The 17,936-nt window shown below is 68.4% G+C and carries 20 protein-coding genes; 12 read left to right on the top strand and 8 right to left on the bottom strand.

What is annotated here, in order from left to right; genetic code table 11:
* The first annotated feature begins 244 nt into the window (after positions 1–244).
* Positions 245–982: a FadR/GntR family transcriptional regulator gene (locus tag ABZ552_RS03180; RefSeq protein WP_281876681.1), complete on the top strand. Its 738-nt coding sequence runs from the start codon at positions 245–247 to the stop codon at positions 980–982.
* A 149-nt stretch (positions 983–1,131) separates the two neighbouring features.
* Positions 1,132–1,707, top strand: a complete 576-nt coding sequence (locus ABZ552_RS03175; protein WP_281881241.1) for a sterol desaturase family protein — start codon at positions 1,132–1,134, stop codon at positions 1,705–1,707.
* A 501-nt stretch (positions 1,708–2,208) separates the two neighbouring features.
* On the opposite strand, the gene ABZ552_RS03170 is transcribed toward ABZ552_RS03175, so the two are convergent.
* A complete protein-coding gene (locus ABZ552_RS03170; protein ID WP_281876680.1) occupies positions 2,209–2,766 on the bottom strand; it encodes a TetR/AcrR family transcriptional regulator in 558 nt (185 codons plus the stop codon).
* 118 nt (positions 2,767–2,884) lie between these two features.
* On the opposite strand from ABZ552_RS03170, the gene ABZ552_RS03165 reads away from it, so the two are divergent.
* The 4 genes from ABZ552_RS03165 to ABZ552_RS03150 all read left to right on the top strand — a co-directional run bounded on the left by ABZ552_RS03165 (position 2,885) and on the right by ABZ552_RS03150 (position 7,210).
* Positions 2,885–3,631, top strand: a complete 747-nt coding sequence (locus tag ABZ552_RS03165) for a carboxymuconolactone decarboxylase family protein (protein ID WP_357435364.1) — start codon at positions 2,885–2,887, stop codon at positions 3,629–3,631.
* 133 nt (positions 3,632–3,764) lie between these two features.
* Positions 3,765–3,971: a heavy metal-associated domain-containing protein gene (locus ABZ552_RS03160; protein ID WP_357435362.1), complete on the top strand. Its 207-nt coding sequence runs from the start codon at positions 3,765–3,767 to the stop codon at positions 3,969–3,971.
* A gap of 16 nt (positions 3,972–3,987) precedes the next feature.
* The gene (locus ABZ552_RS03155; RefSeq protein WP_281876678.1) at positions 3,988–4,926 is read left to right on the top strand and encodes a hypothetical protein; all 939 of its coding nucleotides are present in this window, start codon (positions 3,988–3,990) and stop codon (positions 4,924–4,926) included.
* Between the two features lie 37 nt (positions 4,927–4,963).
* Positions 4,964–7,210 carry a heavy metal translocating P-type ATPase gene (locus ABZ552_RS03150; protein ID WP_357435360.1) on the top strand — a complete coding sequence of 749 codons (2,247 nt, stop codon included), beginning with the start codon at positions 4,964–4,966 and terminating at the stop codon, positions 7,208–7,210.
* Positions 7,211–7,269: 59 nt separating this feature from the next.
* On the opposite strand, the gene ABZ552_RS03145 is transcribed toward ABZ552_RS03150, so the two are convergent.
* Positions 7,270–7,731 carry a helix-turn-helix domain-containing protein gene (locus ABZ552_RS03145; RefSeq protein WP_281876676.1) on the bottom strand — a complete coding sequence of 154 codons (462 nt, stop codon included), beginning with the start codon at positions 7,729–7,731 and terminating at the stop codon, positions 7,270–7,272.
* Positions 7,732–7,878: 147 nt separating this feature from the next.
* Here ABZ552_RS03145 and ABZ552_RS03140 point away from each other — a divergent pair, with 147 nt between their 5' ends.
* The 3 genes from ABZ552_RS03140 (at position 7,879) to ABZ552_RS03130 (ending at position 10,292) form a co-directional block, all read left to right on the top strand.
* The gene (locus tag ABZ552_RS03140; RefSeq protein ID WP_281876675.1) at positions 7,879–8,670 is read left to right on the top strand and encodes an SDR family oxidoreductase; all 792 of its coding nucleotides are present in this window, start codon (positions 7,879–7,881) and stop codon (positions 8,668–8,670) included.
* 159 nt (positions 8,671–8,829) lie between these two features.
* Positions 8,830–9,225, top strand: coding sequence for an ectoine synthase (locus tag ABZ552_RS03135; protein ID WP_281876674.1), 396 nt, complete (start codon positions 8,830–8,832; stop codon positions 9,223–9,225).
* On the top strand, positions 9,222–10,292 hold the full coding sequence (locus tag ABZ552_RS03130; RefSeq protein WP_357435357.1) for a low specificity L-threonine aldolase: 1,071 nt from the start codon (positions 9,222–9,224) through the stop codon (positions 10,290–10,292). The genes ABZ552_RS03135 and ABZ552_RS03130 overlap by 4 nt, the downstream gene beginning before the upstream one ends.
* Positions 10,293–10,521: 229 nt before the next feature.
* On the opposite strand, the gene ABZ552_RS03125 is transcribed toward ABZ552_RS03130, so the two are convergent.
* Entirely contained in the window at positions 10,522–10,866 is a 345-nt protein-coding gene (locus tag ABZ552_RS03125; RefSeq protein WP_159849012.1) for a hypothetical protein, read from the bottom strand.
* A gap of 105 nt (positions 10,867–10,971) precedes the next feature.
* The gene (locus tag ABZ552_RS03120; RefSeq protein WP_281876672.1) at positions 10,972–11,835 is read right to left on the bottom strand and encodes an NAD(P)H-binding protein; all 864 of its coding nucleotides are present in this window, start codon (positions 11,833–11,835) and stop codon (positions 10,972–10,974) included.
* A gap of 85 nt (positions 11,836–11,920) precedes the next feature.
* Here ABZ552_RS03120 and ABZ552_RS03115 point away from each other — a divergent pair, with 85 nt between their 5' ends.
* Positions 11,921–12,748 (top strand): helix-turn-helix domain-containing protein, encoded by an 828-nt coding sequence (locus ABZ552_RS03115; RefSeq protein WP_357435355.1) that lies wholly within the window; start codon positions 11,921–11,923, stop codon positions 12,746–12,748.
* Positions 12,749–13,069: 321 nt separating this feature from the next.
* Here the strand turns inward: ABZ552_RS03115 and ABZ552_RS03110 are convergent, their stop codons facing one another.
* Together ABZ552_RS03110 and ABZ552_RS03105 are read right to left on the bottom strand one after the other, a co-directional pair.
* A complete protein-coding gene (locus ABZ552_RS03110; RefSeq protein ID WP_357435353.1) occupies positions 13,070–13,345 on the bottom strand; it encodes a hypothetical protein in 276 nt (91 codons plus the stop codon).
* Positions 13,335–13,823: a DNA-directed RNA polymerase subunit beta gene (locus ABZ552_RS03105; protein ID WP_357435351.1), complete on the bottom strand. Its 489-nt coding sequence runs from the start codon at positions 13,821–13,823 to the stop codon at positions 13,335–13,337. Before ABZ552_RS03105 ends, ABZ552_RS03110 begins: the two co-directional genes overlap by 11 nt.
* Positions 13,824–14,101: 278 nt before the next feature.
* Between ABZ552_RS03105 and ABZ552_RS03100 the strand changes: the two genes are divergently transcribed.
* Both ABZ552_RS03100 and ABZ552_RS03095 read left to right on the top strand, forming a co-directional pair.
* The gene (locus ABZ552_RS03100) at positions 14,102–15,028 is read left to right on the top strand and encodes a helix-turn-helix transcriptional regulator (RefSeq protein WP_357435350.1); all 927 of its coding nucleotides are present in this window, start codon (positions 14,102–14,104) and stop codon (positions 15,026–15,028) included.
* A complete protein-coding gene (locus tag ABZ552_RS03095) occupies positions 15,025–15,231 on the top strand; it encodes a DUF397 domain-containing protein (protein ID WP_357435348.1) in 207 nt (68 codons plus the stop codon). Before ABZ552_RS03100 ends, ABZ552_RS03095 begins: the two co-directional genes overlap by 4 nt.
* 103 nt (positions 15,232–15,334) lie before the next feature.
* Here ABZ552_RS03095 and ABZ552_RS03090 read toward each other — a convergent pair whose 3' ends face one another.
* Positions 15,335–16,429, bottom strand: coding sequence for a glycosyltransferase (locus ABZ552_RS03090; RefSeq protein ID WP_357435346.1), 1,095 nt, complete (start codon positions 16,427–16,429; stop codon positions 15,335–15,337).
* Positions 16,426–17,793 (bottom strand): glutamate-1-semialdehyde 2,1-aminomutase, encoded by a 1,368-nt coding sequence (locus tag ABZ552_RS03085; protein WP_281876663.1) that lies wholly within the window; start codon positions 17,791–17,793, stop codon positions 16,426–16,428. The genes ABZ552_RS03090 and ABZ552_RS03085 overlap by 4 nt, the downstream gene beginning before the upstream one ends.
* Positions 17,794–17,936: the final 143 nt, after the last annotated feature.

Raw genomic sequence — 17,936 nt, 5'->3', positions numbered from 1 at the left:
AGCGGGCCACCGAATTAGGGCTGCGGACCGGCACCTGTCGGCGCAGCGTTCCGAACGGGTCCGATCGATCGCCGCTCCGGTCAGAACCGGCGCTCGGCGGGGCGGAAGATATCGCTCAGCCTGTAGTAGGCGTCGTGCACGTTCTCCGGAATGTGCTGGACGCTATGGCCGTCGAGGGATAGCTATGCAGCCGCAACTGGTCTGACCACTTGACCTCCTGACCAAATCGGCGCACAGTAGACGCATGGCGTTGCAACCTGTGGTCAAGCGGTCGGTGTCGGCGGATGTGTTCGAGCAGATCGCCGCGGATGTGCTCAGCGGCGAGCTGGCGCCCGGGGCGACCTTGCCGAGCGAACGGCAGTTGGCGGAGGCGCTCGGGGTGTCCCGGCCCGCGGTGCGGGAGGCGCTGCAGCGACTGGCCGCGGCCGGGCTGGTGTCGGTGCGGCAGGGAGACGCCACCACCGTGCTGGACTATCGCCGCGGCGCGGGGCTCGAGGTGCTGCCCAGGTTGCTGGTGCAGGCCGGGGAATTGGACCCAGCGGTCGCCCGCAGCATTCTGGAGGCTCGCCTGCACAACGGACCGAAGGTGGCGGAGCTGGCCGCGCGCCGGGTAGGCGCGATCGGCGCCGACGGGGTTCGTCCCCTGCTGACGGCATCCGTCGAAGCGCTTGCCGCCGAGCAGGACCCGATCGCGCGGCAGCGGCACGCGATGGAGTTCTGGGATCACATCGTGGACGCGGCCGACTCGATCGTGTTCCGGCTGATGTTCAACATGTTGCGCGCCGCCTATGAACCGGCGCTCGCGGCGCTGGCCCCGATCATGTCCGCCGAGGTGGGCAACGTCGAGGCATACCGCGAACTGGCCGCCGCCATCGCGGCGGGCCGGCCGCAGAAGGCCGCCACCACCGCTCGGGCGCTGCTCGAGCCGGCGACCACCGCCCTGATCGAGGTCCTCGGCGGACCGCCGGTCACGCACAGCTAGGAACGAACATGACGAAATCCAAAGCATCCGAACGGGCCTCGGTCGAGGCGGACGCGCGGGCGCGAGTGCGCAGGGACGAGCGGGCGTTGCGTCGCGGGCTCACCCTTAGCCAGGCATTCGCAGAATTCGTCCGGCATCCCTCGCCGTGGATGATCGGAACCACGCTGGCAGGCGCGCTGATCGCCCGTGTCGTCGTCGGCGACTGGCAGCCGACCGACCTGCTGGTCCCCGCCGCGATGCTGGCGGTCTTCCCGGTCTTCGAGTGGATCGTGCACGTCACCGTGCTGCATTGGAAACCACGGCGGGTGGGCCCGCTCGCGCTGGACAGCGAACTGGCCCGCAAGCACCGCGAGCATCACGTCGATCCGCGCGACATCCCGCTGATCTTCATCCCGACGAGAACTCTGGCGGTGCTGGTCGTGGTGTTGATCGCGCTGGCGGGCTTCGCCTTTCCCCGCCCGGGCCTCGGCCTCACCTTCCTGATCACCATCACGCTGCTCGGCCTCGGCTACGAGTGGACGCACTACCTGATCCACACCGACTACAAGCCGAAAGGCTCGCTCTACCGCGCGGTTTGGCGCAATCACCGCCATCACCACTACAAGAACGAGCACTACTGGTTCACGGTCACCAGCTCCGGCACCGCCGACCGCCTCTTCGGCACCTACCCCGACCCGGCCACGACCGAGACCTCACCTACCGCACGCAACCTGCATTCGGCCTGATCCGAGCAGGTGCCGCCCCGCGACGTCAGCGGGGCGGCACCGGTGCGCATGACCACCTCCGCACCGCCCCTACCGGGCAATTCCGATCGCTCCGGCCGTCCCCCGGCGACTCCACCGGGCGGTCGACGCGGCCAAGGTTCCGGAGTCGGCCTGCCACGATGCCCACAACAGCGGGTTCCGGCGATGGCCGCCCCGGCGCGGCGGTTCGTGGCAATGCTCCCGCCTCGACCACATTCGACGCCGACATCGGTCCCTCTCGGCAAGCTCCGGCAAGTCCCAGCGGACGGGTCCGCAACACTGAGCGGAGTAGGCGCGATCGCCACGGGTCGAATTGCTAGGCGGTCGGTAGCCGCCGGTCGCGTCGCGAGCCCGAATCGGCCCGTGGACGCGCGGTTCCCGGCTTCGCGTCCGGCTGTGACAGCGAGACGAGTCGGGCGAATCCCGCGAGCGAGTACACGATGACGCATCGCCGCATACCGACCGGCGGTAGCAGCTCGGCTCTCATGGCGTTGCGAGCAGTCGCTCCGCGATGGTGCGGGCACGAGACGCCGCGTCCGGCGTCCCCTCGCGCACGGCGGTGACGATCGCGCCGTCGACCAGCAGCGCGAGTTCGGCGGCCAGTTCCGCGGCGTCGGACCTCCCCGCCTCGGTGAGCAGTTCGCTCAAGTACTCGATCACGCGGCGCTTGTGCCGATCGGCGACCTGATGCGCCGCGCTGCCTCGATCGGCGACCTCGACCATGGTGTTGATGAACGCGCAGCCGCGAAAATCCTTGCGGGCGAACCGGTCGGCCAGGGCGTCGAAGACCGCGAGCGGCCGGGCGGCCGGGTCCCCGGTCTTCACCTCGACCGATTCCCGCAGCCAGCTCAGCCAGCGGCGGTCCCGATCCTCCAGCACCGCGACGACCAGGTCGTCCTTGCTCGCGAAGTGGCGATAGAAGGAGGCGCGACCCACGCCGGATTCCTGGAGCAGGCGATCGATGCCGACGGCGCGAATCCCTTCGGCGTAGAACAGCTCTTCGGCGGTGGTGAGCAAACGCTGCTTGGCCTGGGTTGGCATGACGCCACGATAGCAGAACGGAACCGATCAGTACCATCACGCTTGACCAAGACGGAACCACTCAGTACCGTCTTGCCTCGGAACCGATCGGTACCGTCTGTTCGAGCTGGAGGCTTCGATGTCCCGCCTGCCCCTTGTATCTCCCGACTCCGCCGATGCCGAGCAGGCCGACCTGCTCGGCGAGGTACAGCGCCAGCTGGGCCGGGTCCCGAATCTCTACGCCGCCATGGCCAACAGCCCCGTCACCCTGCGGGGATACCTGAACCTGCGCGACGCGCTCACCAAAGGAAAGCTTTCGGCCCGCGTGCGCGAACAGCTCGCCCTGCTGGTCGCCGGCGAAAACGGTTGCGACTACTGCACCGCCGCACACAGCATGCGCGCCGAGCGCATGGGCTTCACCGAGCAGGCGATCACCGACACCCTCGCGGCACGCGCCGACGACCCGCACGCCGACGCGATCCTGCACGTCGCCCGGGACATACTCCGCTCCCGCGGCCGGATCGACGACGCCGCACTCGACTCGGCGCGCTCTCGCGGGGTGAGCGACGCCGAACTCGGCGAGATCGTGGGCCATGTCGCGCTGAACGTCCTGTCCAACTACTTCAACCACGTCGCCGAGCCGGAACTCGACTTCCCGCCGGTGGCGCCGACGAAAGGCGCCGGAATGGAAGCGAAATGGCGGCCCGCGAGCAAGGTCGTCCTGGTCGAGGGCTACTCACTGCTGGACCGGGACGGGCGGACCACACGCACCGTCGATGACGTCCGGATCGCGATCGAGGGCGGGTTCCTGCACGTCAAGGTGTCCGATTCCGCCGATGTGCAGGTGGTCTCGGCGCCCGCCGTCGCGCTGGTGACCTACCGCTGATCCCGTTTCATCAAGCCCGGTCCGCGAATCATGGCGCGGGCCGGGCTTTCGTCTGCTCGGGAACTTGACATCCACATACCCTAGGGGGGTAGGGTAGAGTTGTATTCGAGAACAACCGCAGAAGGACCCGACCATGAGCACAATCACCGTGACCGTCACCGGCATGACCTGCGGCGGCTGCGCCGCCTCGGTCCGCACCGAGATCGGCCGCCTCGACGGCGTGGGTTCCGTCGCCGTCGATCTCGCCGACGGACTGGTGACCGTCGAGAGCGCGAGACCGATCGAGCGCGCGGAACTCACCGCCGCCGTGGCCCGCGCCGGCTATGCCGTCGCCGACTGACGGACGGAGCACTTCGATGAACGCATCCACCAAATTCGGCGGCTTCGCCCTCGGCCTCGCCGCTGTCTTCGGGGTCGCCCTCGCGGCCGGTGCGGTGATCGGGCCGGAGCCCGCCGAACCCGCCGCCCACGACGCGAAAACTCACGACGCGGACTCGGTCGGGGCCGACGCACTACCAGCAGGACTGATGGCCACCGACCGCGGCTACACCCTGCGGCTGGACACCGCCCAGACCACCGCCGCGGCGAACGTACCGCTGCGCTTCACGATCCTCGACCGCGACGGGAAGCCCGTCACCCGGTACGTGCGCAGCCACGACAAGGACTTGCACTTGATCGTCGTGCGCCGCGATATGGCCGCCTTCCAGCACGTGCACCCGGTGCTCGACGGCAACGGAACGTGGAGCGTCCCGCTGGATCTCACCCGCGCCGGTGACTACCGGGTATTCGCCGACTTCACCCCGGAGGGCGGCGCCGGCCTGACACTCGGCGCGGACCTGCGGGTGGCGGGCCGCTACGACCCCCAGCAACTGCCTGCGGCGACCTCCACCGCGAACGTCGGCGACTACACCGTCACGCTGGACGGCGCGGTGGTCCCGGGCCGGGCCTCGCAGGTGACCCTGTCGGTCAGCCGGGCAGGCAAGCCGGTCACGGATCTACAGCCCTACCTGGGGGCCTACGGCCACCTGGTGGCCCTGCGCGCCGCCGACTTGGGCTATCTGCACGTCCACCCGGAAGGCCACCCCGGCGACGGCGTGACCGCGGCCGGACCGGGCATCACCTTCGCCGTCACGGCGCCGAGCGCGGGCGACTACCGCCTGTTCCTCGACTTCCAGCACGAGGGCGTGGTCCGCACCGCCGAATTCACCCTGACCGTCGCGCCGGGCACCCCCGCCGTAGACGCCTCTAACCACGAAGAACACACTGGTCAGCAGCCGGACGGCCACGCGCACTGACCCGACGACCGTCCGCGCACAGAACGGAGCACCCACGATGACCACCGCGACACAACCGCCGCCCTCCGGGCAGGTCGAACTCGTGATCGGTGGAATGACCTGCGCGTCTTGCGCCGCCCGCATCGAGAAGAAGCTCAACAGGCTCGACGGCGTCACCGCGACCGTGAACTACGCCACCGAGAAGGCCCGGGTCGAGGTCACCGGCGACGTCTCGCCGGACGACCTGATCGCCACCGTCGAACAGGCGGGTTACACCGCGGCCCTGCCCGCTCCGCCGAAGCCGCAGGAGAACGCCGTCGAGGAGGATCCCGCCGCCGCCCTGCGCACCCGCCTGCTGGTCTCGCTGGTGCTGTCGGTGCCGGTGATCGCCATGGCGATGATCCCGGCCTTGCAGTTCACCAACTGGCAGTGGCTGTCGCTGACGCTCGCCGCGCCGGTGGTGGTGTGGGGCGCGCTGCCGTTCCACCGCGCGGCATGGACCAACCTGCGCCACGGCGCGTCGACCATGGACACCCTGGTGTCGATGGGGACGCTGGCCGCCCTGGGCTGGTCGCTGTACGCGCTGTTCTGGGGCACCGCGGGCACGCCGGGCATGACGCATCCGTTCGAGTTCACCATCTCGCGGATGGACGGCACCGGCAGCATCTACCTCGAGGCCGCGGCGGGCGTCACCACGTTCATCCTGGCCGGGCGCTTCTTCGAGGCGCGGGCCAAACGGCGCGCGGGTGCGGCGCTGCGGGCACTGCTCGAGCTGGGGGCCAAAGAGGTCTCCGTCCTGCGCGACGGAACCGAGCAGCGCATCCCGGTGGAGCAGCTGAGGGTCGGCGACCGGTTCGTGGTGCGGCCCGGCGAGAAGATCGCCACCGACGGCGTCGTGACGGAAGGTTCCTCCGCCGTCGACGCCTCCATGCTCACCGGTGAATCGGTGCCGGTGGAGGTCGGCCCGGACGACGCGGTGGTCGGCGCCACCGTCAACGTCGGCGGACGGATCGTGGTGCGTGCCACCAGGATCGGTTCCGACACCCAGCTGGCGCAGATGGCGAAGCTGGTCGAGGACGCGCAGACCGGCAAGGCGCAGGCCCAGCGGCTGGCCGACCGGATCTCCGGGTTCTTCGTGCCGATCGTGATCGCGCTGTCGGTCGCGACGCTAGGGTTCTGGCTCGGCACCGGCGGATCGGTGGCCGCGGCGTTCACCGCGGCGGTGGCGGTGCTGATCATCGCCTGCCCGTGCGCACTCGGACTGGCCACGCCGACCGCGCTGATGGTCGGCACGGGACGCGGCGCGCAGTTGGGCATCCTGATCAAGGGCCCGGAAGTGCTGGAGTCCACCCGGCGGGTGGACACGATCGTGCTGGACAAGACCGGCACCGTCACCGCGGGCAAGATGAGCTTGCTCGACGTGATCCCCGCCGAGGGCGAGCAGGTCGAGCGGATTCTGGCGCTGGCCGGAGCCCTGGAGGATTCCTCCGAGCACCCGATCGCCCAAGCCATCGCCAAAGGCGCCCGCGAGCGGGTGGGCGAGTTGAAGCCGGTCGAGGATTTCGCGAATGTCGAAGGCCTGGGCGTGCAGGGCATGGTGGACGGCCACGCGGTGGTCGTCGGTCGCGCCCGGTTGCTCGCCGACTGGTCACAGCACCTCGACGAAGCCTTGACCGAGGCGATGCGCGCGGCCGAAGCCGAGGGCAAGACCGCCGTCGCGGTGGGCTGGGACGGCGCGGCGCGCGGCGTGCTCGTGGTGGCCGACGCGGTGAAACCGACCTCCGCCGAGGCGATTTCCCAGCTGCGGGCCCTCGGACTCGCCCCGATCATGCTGACCGGTGACAACCGGGCCGCCGCCGAGGCGATCGCCGCGCAGGTCGGCATCGACGAGGTGATCGCGGAAGTGCTGCCGCAGGACAAGGTCGACACGGTGAAGCGGCTGCAAGCCGACGGCAAAGTGGTGGCGATGGTGGGCGACGGCGTGAACGACGCCGCGGCGCTGGCCCAGGCCGACCTGGGCCTGGCCATGGGCACCGGCACCGACGTGGCGATCGAGGCGGGCGATCTCACCTTGGTGCGCGGCGATCTGCGGGCGGCCGCGGACGCGATCCGGCTGTCCCGCCGAACCCTCGCGACCATCAAGGGCAACCTGTTCTGGGCCTTCGCCTACAACGTGGCCGCGATCCCGCTGGCCATGGCGGGACTGCTGAACCCGATGCTCGCGGGCGCCGCGATGGCCTTCTCCTCGGTCTTCGTGGTGAGCAACAGCCTGCGGCTGCGCGGTTTCCGCTCGACCGCGAACTGAACACCGCCGCGGGACGACACACGTGGTGTCGTCCCGCGGCGGTCCTGGGTTCGAGGGGGTTACCGTCGCGGCGCCCGTTGCGCCGTGGGGTGCGCTTCTACCTCGTCGATGGCCACGGCCTCACCGCAATCTCGGCAGACGGTTCGTTGGTGCACCGCGCCGCCACAGTGGGCGTGTCTGAGGACGACGGGAGGATCGCCCGGAGCTGCCCAGCGGTCACCCCAGTGCGTGAGGGCCACGATCACTGGTTGCAGTTCGCGCCCCTTCTCGGTGAGAACGTACTCGTGGTAGGCCGACCCGGCCGCGTCGGGCTGACGCCGCATGACCCCGTCTTCGACGAATCGGTCGAGCCGCGCCGCGAGGATATTGCGGGAGATCCCGAGACTGCGCTGAAAATCGCCGAATCGGGTGATACCCCGGAAGAGCGCGTGCCGAATGATCACCAGGCTCCAGCGCTCGCCGACGATCTCGAGCGCCCGCGCCGCGGAGCAATCCTGGGTTTCGTAGGTACGGCCGAGCATCTGTGCAGCATATCCGAAGTGGTTGCATGACAAAACCACCTCCTGCTATGTTCCACCCAGTTTCATCATGAAACTAGTTGGCGGTTGGCGGCGTCGAACTCGACGTCCACGCCGAATCGGCGCACAGCCCGGAACGAGGAGTCATCAGTGCTGCTTGAGAAGAAGAACGCGATCGTCTACGGAGCGAGCGGAGCCGTTGGAAAAGTCGTTGCGCAGGTTTTCGCCGCGGAGGGGGCGCGAGTCTTCCTCGCTGGGCGCACCCGCTCCACGCTGGAGGTGGTGGCCGATGAGATCAGGGCAACCGGCGGGGTCGCCGACGTCGCCACGGTAGATGTCCTGGATGAAGACGCGGTGGACGCGCACGTCGATGCGGTGGTCCGCGACGCCGGGTCCCTCGATATCTCGTTCAACGCGATCAGCCTGCCGCAGACCGGGATACAGGGCACTGCCATCGTCGACCTCCCGGTGGACAATTTCGATCTGCCGATGGCCACCTACCCCAAGGCCAATTTCCTGACCGCCAGAGCTGCCGCCCGGCGCATGACCGACCAGGGGTCGGGCGTGATCCTGACGATCACCGCGTCTCCGTCGCGGACGGCCGTCCCGCTCATGGGCGGCATGGCGCCGGCATGGGCGGCGATCGAAGCGTTGTCACGCGGCCTCGCCGCCGAACTCGGACCGCGCGGTGTGCGAGTCGTGTGCCTGAACGCCGCGGGAATGCCGGAATCGCCGCAGCTTTCCGAGGTGTACGGGTTGCATGCCGACGCCTACGGCATCAGCCGCGACGCATTCGAGGCTCGCATGGCGGACCGGACGCTGCGAAAGCAGTTGCCCACCATCGCCGAGGTCGCCGACGTGGCCGCCTTCGTCGCCTCCGACCGCGCCGGCGCCATCACCGGGGCGGTCGCCAACCTCACCGGCGGCCTGTTCGTCGACTGACGCAGCCCATCCGAAATGGCTTGATTTTTACGATATGGGGCATTCCTGCCACTGTTGGACGAGTTGCGCCGACAGCCATGATCGGAGGGAGTTCGCAGAAACACTCAGCGCCGGGACCCCGCTCGATCCACCCCGGCCGAGCACGAACAAAGGAAACCCATGATCGTCCGTTCCTTGGAGGAGACCATCGGCACCGAGCGCGAAGTGCGGGGCCCCACGTGGACCAGCCGTCGCCTGGTTCTCGCCCGGGAGAAGGCCGGCTTCTCCTTGAACGACACCGTGGTCGACGCGGGCGCCGAGCTCGAGATGTGGTACGCCAACCACATCGAAGCCGTCTACGTGATCGAGGGTGAGGGTGAAGTGGTCGACGAGGAGACCGGGGAGACGCATCGCTTGGCGCCCGGTGTGCTGTATCTGGTCGACGCGCACCAACGTCACACCCTGCGCGCCCACACGCGGTTCCGGGCGGTCTGCGTGTTCGACCCGCCCCTCACCGGCCGCGAGGTCCACGACGAGAACGGCGCCTTTCCGCTGCTGACCGAGGGGGACCGGTGAGCGACAGCTCTCCCGAGCTCGGCGACCACGGGGGCGAACCACCGCGCGGATTCGCCAGCGACAACAACGCCCCGGTTCACCCGGACATCATGGCGGCGCTGGCCGCCGCCAACGTGGGCCACCAGCCGGCCTACGGCGCGGACGTCCACACCGCCCGGCTGCGCGAGCTGATCAAACGCCATTTCGGCGAGCGCGCCGAGGTCTATCCGGTCTTCAACGGCAGCGGCGCGAACGTGGTGGGGCTACAGGCCATGTGCGACCGGTGGAGCGCCGTGATCTGCCCGGAGTCCGCGCACATCAACCTGGACGAGTGCGGCGCGCCCGAGAAGGTGGCCGGGCTGAAACTGATCCCGGTCCCCACCTCGGACGGCAAGCTGACCCCGGAACTACTCGACCAATACGCGTGGGGCTTCGGCGATGAGCACCATGCCCAGCCGAAGGTCGTCTCCCTCACCCAGAGCACCGAACTCGGCACCCTCTACACGCCCGAGGAGATCGCGGCGATCGGCGCGCTGGCGCGCGAGCGGGGCATGCTGCTGCACGTCGACGGCGCCCGGCTGGCCAACGCGGCCGCCGCCCTCGACTTGCCGCCGCGCGCGTTCACCACCGACGCCGGGGTGGACGTGCTGTCGTTCGGCGGCACCAAGAACGGCCTCATGTTCGGCGAGGCGATCGTCGTGCTCGACCCGGACGCGGTGCGCGGCGTGCCGTACCTGCGCAAGGCCGGGCTGCAGCTCGCCTCCAAGATGCGGTACGTGTCGGCGCAATTCGTCGCGCTACTGGAGGGCGACCTGTGGCTGCGCAACGCCCGGCACGCCAACGCGATGGCGGCCCGGCTGGCCACGGCCGTCGCCGGGGTACCCGGCGTCGAGATCGTCCGGCCGGTCCAGGCCAATGCCGTCTTCGCCACGCTGCCCAGGGAAGTCACCGAGCGACTGCAGAAGCGGTTCCGCTTTCATATCTGGGATGAGCGCACCGGCGAGGTCCGCTGGATGTGCTCGTTCGACACCACCGAGGCCGATGTGGACGCCTTCGCGGCGGCAATCGACCAGGAAATGGCTGCCTAGGAGAAACACCGGACGGGACGGCACACGTAGTGTCGTCCCGTCCGGGCATCCGCCAGGAGGTCTCCAGGTCGGTAAGCACCGAAGGCGCGGCAGCCGGATGTCTGGCCGCGCGCTTGCTCGCCGCCGCTGCCCGAACCCTACGCTCGAGCACAGCGGATTCGGGCAATGCATGCGCATAACGCCATGGGCGAGCATACCCCTGGCACACCGAATCACAAACGGAAATAGCTCAGCCGCGCAGGGTGGTGACCGTGACCAGCGAGGGCTGGAGGAACGACCCGTAGACCTCGATCGACACTCCGCCGGTCGGGGATTCGCCTGCCCACCGGGCGTGCTCGGTGATCCCCTCGCCGAGCATCGCTTTCGCGCCCGGCGACCAAGCGACGGCCACTTGACTCAACGCCGGGCCGAGATTCAGGTTCGCGATCGCCGCGGATTCATTGTTGTCGAAGTAGACCTCCGTGCCGCCGGGGAAAGGGTTCACCGCCACGGCGGACGCGCTCGCCCCGCCGAACGCGGCGGCGGACCCGCCTGCCACAAGCGCTACCAAGACCGTCATGACCCGTTGACGCATCCGAATTTCCTTTTCGTGTAAGCACACCGGCCGCACGGCCGGTCATGTCACCTTTGCCGAGTGTGCATCGTTCGGCAATTCGATGTGGCACTGATCACAAGCAGCCTACGGTGTGTTGCCGACAGCCGTGAAGGCATTCACGTTATCGGCGGCCCATTCGGCGAAACTCCTTGCACGGCCGAGTATTTCGGTTACATCGGCGGTCACGATCGCGTTGTGCCCGGCACGCACATATGCCTGCCCCGCCAGTGCGCCGTCGACGAATTCGGCGGACATTCCGGACGCGAGCATATGTGCTCGCGCTTCGGTTTCGGGAATATCGGTCACATCCACCGGGTGGCCGGTGACTGTCGCCAAAGTCGCGGCCAGATCATGCGTGGTGAGCAATTCCGGTCCCGTCAGGTGGTAGATCCGGCCCGCGTGATCGGCGGAAATCAATGCCTCGACGGCGGCTCCGGCGACATCTCGGGGATCGACGACGCCCTGAGCCGCGTCGCCGGTCATATTCGGCACCGGATGTCCGGCACGGATCGCTGCGGCCCAGCTCAGGGTGTTCGAGGCGAAGGAGCTGGGGCGCAGAATGGTCCAGTCGACGCCACTCTCTCGCGCGGCCTGCTCACCGGGCAGATGCCAGGTGCCGACGCGGCCGAGACCGGTGTCGCCGGTGCCGATGGCGGACAGTTTGACGATGCGGCCGACTCCCGCGTCCCGCGCCGTGGTGATGAGCGCACGGTCGAGCTCCACGTACTCCGGGCCCAGCACGCCGACGATGAACGCGGCCTCCGCACCGGCCATCGCCTTCGCCATGGACGCCAGGTCGGTGTAGTCGCCGCGCACCACTTCGACGCCCGCGGGGACGGCGGCCCGGCCGGGGTCGCGGGTGACGGCGCGGATTGCGGTCCCGCGCTCGCTCAGCTGCCGGACGATTTCACTGCCGATGGTGCCGGTCGCACCGGTGATCACGATCATGCGAATCACCGTGCCGGGCGTTCGCGCAGGTCTCTAGGAAATTCCGGCACACCCGGGCAGCGCGCGGCTGCCTACAGTGGATGCGGTGACCACCCTGTTGCGCCCGGCCGTCGTGACCGCCGAGTCGGTCGAGACGTCCGAGGCCGCGCCGGAGTCGCTGCGGCCGTGGCTGGCCGAACTCGGCCGCATACCGACCGTGCTCGACCTGTCCGAGCCGTTCGCGCACGTGCCGCAGACCGCCACCACGATCGTGCTGCGCACCGAGCACGCCGAGATCGGTGACCACCGTGTCGCGCTCGTCGTCGGGCCGCAGACCAAGGCGAGCTACTCACGCGCGAGCAAACCCGCGGGCTGTATCCGCTTGCGGCTGGCCCCGGGTACGGTCCCCGCGCTGCTCGGCGTTCCGGCGGCCGACCTCACCGATCGCGTACTGCGACTGGACGATCTACCCGGCCCCGTCGCGCACCTGGCCGCCGAGCTGATCGAACTCGACCACGACGAGGTCGTGCCGTACCTGGAGAACGAACTGCCGCGCCGCATCCCCGACGATCCGGCCCGGCGCGCCAACCGCCGACTCCTCACCACCGCCGTAGCCGCCATCGCCGCCGACCACCCGCTCTCCGTCACCGAGTTGGCCGCGCGCCTCTCGGTCAGCGAACGCCAACTCCGCAATCTGTTCGCCAATGGAATCGGCGTCTCCCCCAAACACTTCGCACGCATCGACCGAGTCCGCCGGGTGCTGTCCCGAACCGACGGCACACCGTTGGCCGATATCGCCACCGGCACGGGCTATTACGACCAGTCCCACATGACAGCCGATTTCCGCACCCTGATGGGCGTCCCGCCCACCTCATACCTCCGAGGCGAGGTCCCGGCCCCTTCCCCATGCCGCGCACTCACCCGTCGCCGCTGATCGGGTCGCCATCGGTTTCGTTTCCGTCGAAATGATTCGCAACGTCAGCTGACCGACCACCCCCTCCCGGGGCGTGCGCTTACCCGCTACCGCTGACTCGGTGTGCGGCACGCTCGCAATACAGCCGTTCGCAAGGGAGGCGGGGGAAGCCCTCTGCGCCGTCCGGGAGGATTTCGACCGCGTCGGGGTAATGGGCGTGCCGCCATTCGCGCGCGAATGTCATAGCCGCCGTGACGCATGCGGCGAAATCCATTCGAAGACCGTGCAGGAATACGCTCACGTGGACGTCGTCCGATGGATTCGTGCAGGAACCGCCGCACATCAGGCACCTGATCCCGGTGTGGGCGTCTTGGGGCCAGCTACCTTTTCAGCGGTGTTCGTTTCGGCGCGGCGAAAGTATCGGTAGTCCTCGCGGCTGACGATCACCGCCGCGACGCGCGTCGCGCACGATGAATAGTCGCAGTCGTAGTGCAGCTCGAGCGCATTCCTGGCATTCGCGGGACTTGATACCGCCCACTGCGGATTGTCATGCGCCAGCCGCGACCGCAACTCCTCGACGCGGAGGAACCGCCGAGCGCGAGAGACGTCATCCGACATGGGATTTTCCCGGCCTGCGCCGAGTACGCGGCATCTGATCCGCCCATGCCCGAACGGCCTCGACCACCAAGTGGCCCGATGGACGAAAGGCATTGCGCGGAGGCACGATCCAATGCCGGATCGCTCCCACGGCAGCGGTGGGCGAAGGCAGCGCGATCGTCGCTCCGGACCGCGCGACCGCCACGTCCAGTCGGAACAACTCGGCGAACAACCGCACGTCATCGGGTAGATCAGGCTGCGTGAGAAAGGTCCAGCGCCCCGAACGCGGATGCCCCACGATCGGCCCGAGTGCGACGCCTCCGCTCTGCAGGTGCGCCTTCACCGCCTGCCCGAGACGAGTGGGCATCGTCATCGCCCACACCGATCCCGCGCGCATGACTATTCGCCCGAGTTCCGGCGGATCGACCACAGCGGGGAGGTCGCACTCCCGCCGGTAGAACAGGCACCGCGACAACGGTGTATCTCCATGCGTTTCCATCTGTTCCCCTCTCGCAACAGAAAGACGGTTGACGAGCGCCCGGTTCTGCCGACCCACGAAAGCAGCCGACCCTCCAGAGCACGCGCGCAGCACAGCAGTCCCCCGCCACGCATGGGTGATCCAATGAGTGATTCGCGAAAACCGTCTCGTTTTCCCAGGTGACCACCCATACTTGCTGTTCGGTGGCACCCGTGGCGCCGCAGCAGCGTCATCCACAGCTCGGGGGTGGGGCCACCCACCAATGCAGTGCTTGCCATCTACCAGAAGGGGACAGCAGCGTGGTCAAGCCGCTCACCAGGGGGAATTCGCAGCGCAACACCGTTTCGTCGTCATCCAAGGCCCGAACTCCGGGCGTACCACATCGGCAACTGGGCCGCGTCCTACGTGCGATGCGCCTGGAGTCCGGCCTGTCGATCCTGATGGCCGCGAAGGCGATCAGTCGGGGGTCCGGCACATTGCAACGGCTCGAGACGGGCAACGCGAACAAGATCGCCGATTCCGACATCGACAACCTGTGTCGGCTCTATCGACAGCCTGAACGGGCAAGTGAGCTGAAAGCGCTCGCTGCTCAGCGAATGGAGCCGAGTTGGTGGGACGAGTACACCGACCAGGTTGCACCTAGTTTCGGGGTGTATCTCGGCTTGGAGTCTGCGGCCGAATCGGTAACCATCTACCGGCCGGATATCGTGTCCGGCTTGTTCCAGACACGCGAGTACGCCGAGGCATTGGACCGGGTGTACTTCGTTGATGATTTGCCCGAAGAGCGCGAGCGGCGTCTTCGCGTACGACGGGAACGCCAGAACCTCATACTGCGCACAGTCTCTCCCCTCCACGTCGACCTCGTCATCGATCAAGGAGTTCTGCGGCGGGTAGTCCACGGTCCCAGAGTGATGGCGAGACAGTGCCGCCACCTCGCAGACTTGCCGCCGAACGTATCGGTGAGGGTGCTGCCCGACACGGCAGGTTACCCAGTGGGTACGACGGCCGGGCCGTTCACGATCCTTGATTTCGGTACCAGCAGCGATGGCAAGGCGCTCGAGCCGCCTGTCGTGTACATCGAGAGTTACGCGGGCAGTATTCATCTCGAAAGGCCGGACAGCGTGCGCCGTTATCGCAACGCCTTCCAGAAGATTCAGCGAGTAGCGTTGGGGCGGACCGAAAGCAAGCGCCTGCTACGGCAGGTGGCAAAGGAGTACGCGCCATGAGCATGGACCTATCCGGGACACGCTGGTTCAAGAGCAGCCACAGCGGCGGCAAGGATGATTGCGTCGAAGTCGCGTACCTGGAAGGCGGCATGGTCGGCGTGCGGGACTCCAAGAACCCGGCCGACGCAGCGCTAGTGTTCACACCTGGCGCGTGGGACGCATTCACCGCGCACGTTATCCACGGCGGTCCTAAGCGGTCGTGATCTGAAGCCCGGCACGGTGGCGTGCAGCGTCTGCGGACATGGCGTGATCATGTGGGACACCGCTCGAGCGGTCGGATCAGGCGGTAATTCGATACGAGGCCGATCACCCGTCGACGCATGCGGCCATTCGTGCCCGGAATGCGGGGGGTGCGAACGTTTCCGCATGGGCGCGGATGACGCGGGGGTCGTAGTGGGCGGTGTCGAAGTTCGCCATTGCCGCGGCCAGGCGGGTGACAACGTCCGGATCGGCGCCCGGAGCGACGTGTTCGCCTGTCGTGCCGGGGCGTACCGTGTCGAGCGCGCCGCCCGCGCCGATGGCGATCACCGGGGTACCGCAGGCCATGGCTTCGACCGGGACGATGCCGAAGTCTTCCACGCCGGGCATGAGCAGGGCTCGGCAGCGTCGGTACATGTCCCGCAGAGTGTCGGTAGAGGTGGCGCCCAGAAAAGTCGTCTCGGGTCCGGCGAGAGCTTCGAGCTGGGACCGGAACCGTCCGTCGCCCAGCACGACCAGCCGTTTCCCGGCGAGTTGGGCGGCTCGGATGGCGAGATCGGCGCGTTTGTAGGGAACGAGGCGACCGGCGTAGAGAAAGAAGTCCTCCCGGGCGCGTGCGGGATCGAGGGTGAAGCGGTCGACATCGACGGGGGGATTGATCACGGTGGCGGGCACGCCCCACCAGTCGCGGATCCGGTCGGCGACGGCGGTCGAGTTGGCGATCACCCTGGCCAAGCGAGGCGCGGCTCGCAGCTCGGCGTGACGGGCCAGTGCGCCCAGGGCGCCGAGCGCGACCTGGCCGGCCCGTCCGCCGGCTTCGCGGATGCGGAACTCTCGATCCCAGGCCCACCGGGCAGGGCTGTGCACATAGGCGATCACGGGCGCGTCGGTGGCCAGTGCGGCCTGAGTGGCGAATGAGTGGTGGCTGACGACCACGGCGTCATAGCCCCGCAACGGCATACGTCGCAGGGAACGGGGGACGAGCGGCAGCAGCGGGGCGTGCCGACCGCGGGTCAGCATGTGGGCGCGGGACAGCCAGCTGTCGTGGACGTGCTGGACGGGCGGGCGGATTCCGTTCGGCATGACGATCGGCGCGTAGATGTCCGCGCCGGGCCAGGTGCGGGCGAACTCGCCCACCACGGCTTCGGACCCGCCGAATTCGGTGAATCGTTCGTGGACGATGGCGATGCGGGGTGCGGTCATCGGGATGTGCTCGTTTCGATCTGTCGCGGTGCTGCGGTGCGGCGAAGCGCGGGAGCGACCGATCGTCCGCGCAGCAGTCCGTCGACGGTGCCGCGTTCGAGGGCGATGCGGTACACCTGGGCCGCGTCAGCGCAAGCCGACAAGGTGGCGGCGATCGCGTCGTGGTCGTGTGCCGCCGAGGTGACGAAGGATTGCCCGAGTACTCCGCGTTGGAGCAGTTCTTGCAGGAACAAGGTGCGGAATGCCTGGCTGGGTTTTCCGTGGGAATCGAGGGTTTCGAAGATGAGGCAGGAGGAGCGACCGCGGACCCGGAGGTGGTCACCGATGCCCAGTTCGTCTGCTAGCGAGGCGAATCCGGTCGCCAGTGCGGCGCCGGCCGATTCCATACGAGAGATCGGTTCGCCGGTCCGGTAGGCCGCGGCGACCGCGCGGAAGGCCGCGAGCCCGCTGGTTTCCGGGCCGTGCGTGGTGGACAGCAGGAATACGCGGTCGGCGCCGGTGCGCAGGCCGCCTCGCTCGAGGTATTCGCGCCGTCCGGCGAGGGCCGAGATGGGGAATCCGTTACCCATGGCCTTGCCCCAGCAAGACAGGTCGGGAGTCACGCCGTAGACGGACTGCGCGCCGCCGGCGGCCCAGCGGAATCCGGTGATCATCTCGTCGAACACCAGCAAGGTGCCGTGCCGATCGCACAGCGCGCGTACCGCTTGGAGGTAGCCGGGCTCGGGTTCCGCCGTGGCGGTGGCCGCCTCCATGACGACCGCGGCCACGCTGTCGCCCACCAGGACCGCGGCGAGAGCGTCGACGTCGTTGTAGCGGAACCGGACGATTTCGGCGCCGACATGATCGGGGATGCCCGCCGACATCGGTGTCGTCGCGATGAACCAGTCGTCGACCGAGAAGAACGGCTGCTCGCAGACGGCGATCCGCCGGCGACCGGACACGGCCCGGGCCAGCCGGACGGCGGCTGTTGTGGCATCGGAGCCGTTCTTGGCGAACTTGACCATGTCCGCACCGGGAACGAGGTCCAGGAAGTCCTCGGCCGCGAGCAATTCCAGCTCGGTCGGCCTGCTGAAGTTCACTCCGTCGGCGATCGTGGTCGTCACGGCGTCGAGAACCGGTGCGTAGGCATGGCCGAGGGTGACCGAACGCAGTCCCATCCCGTATTCGACGTACTGGTTGCCGTCGGCATCCCAGACTCGGCATCCCTTGCCGCGCACCAATATCGGCGCCATCTGCTCGGGGTACTGGTCGGCTCCGCGAGCGTAGGTGTGCGCGCCGCCTGGAACCAGTTCGTGCAGCCGACGCTGCAGCGCATTGCTGCGGGCGAACCCGTGGTGCGGTGGGACGTCGGGGTGCAGGTTCATCTGATGCTCCGTGTGCGGTGCGGGCGGATACCGGCGGGAAGCCGGGATAGCAGAGCGGAAGTGTCGGACCGGGCTACGCTCCGGCGTCGAGCCGGTCGCGTGACCGACCGGAGGCGTTGTGGTCGTGCGGCGGGGTGCACGCG

Source organism: Nocardia sp. NPDC019219 (assembly GCF_040632645.1).
Lineage (GTDB): Bacteria > Actinomycetota > Actinomycetes > Mycobacteriales > Mycobacteriaceae > Nocardia > Nocardia sputorum.
The sequence above is the reverse complement of the archived record's forward strand: the minus strand, read 5'-3'. Positions and strand labels throughout refer to the sequence as shown.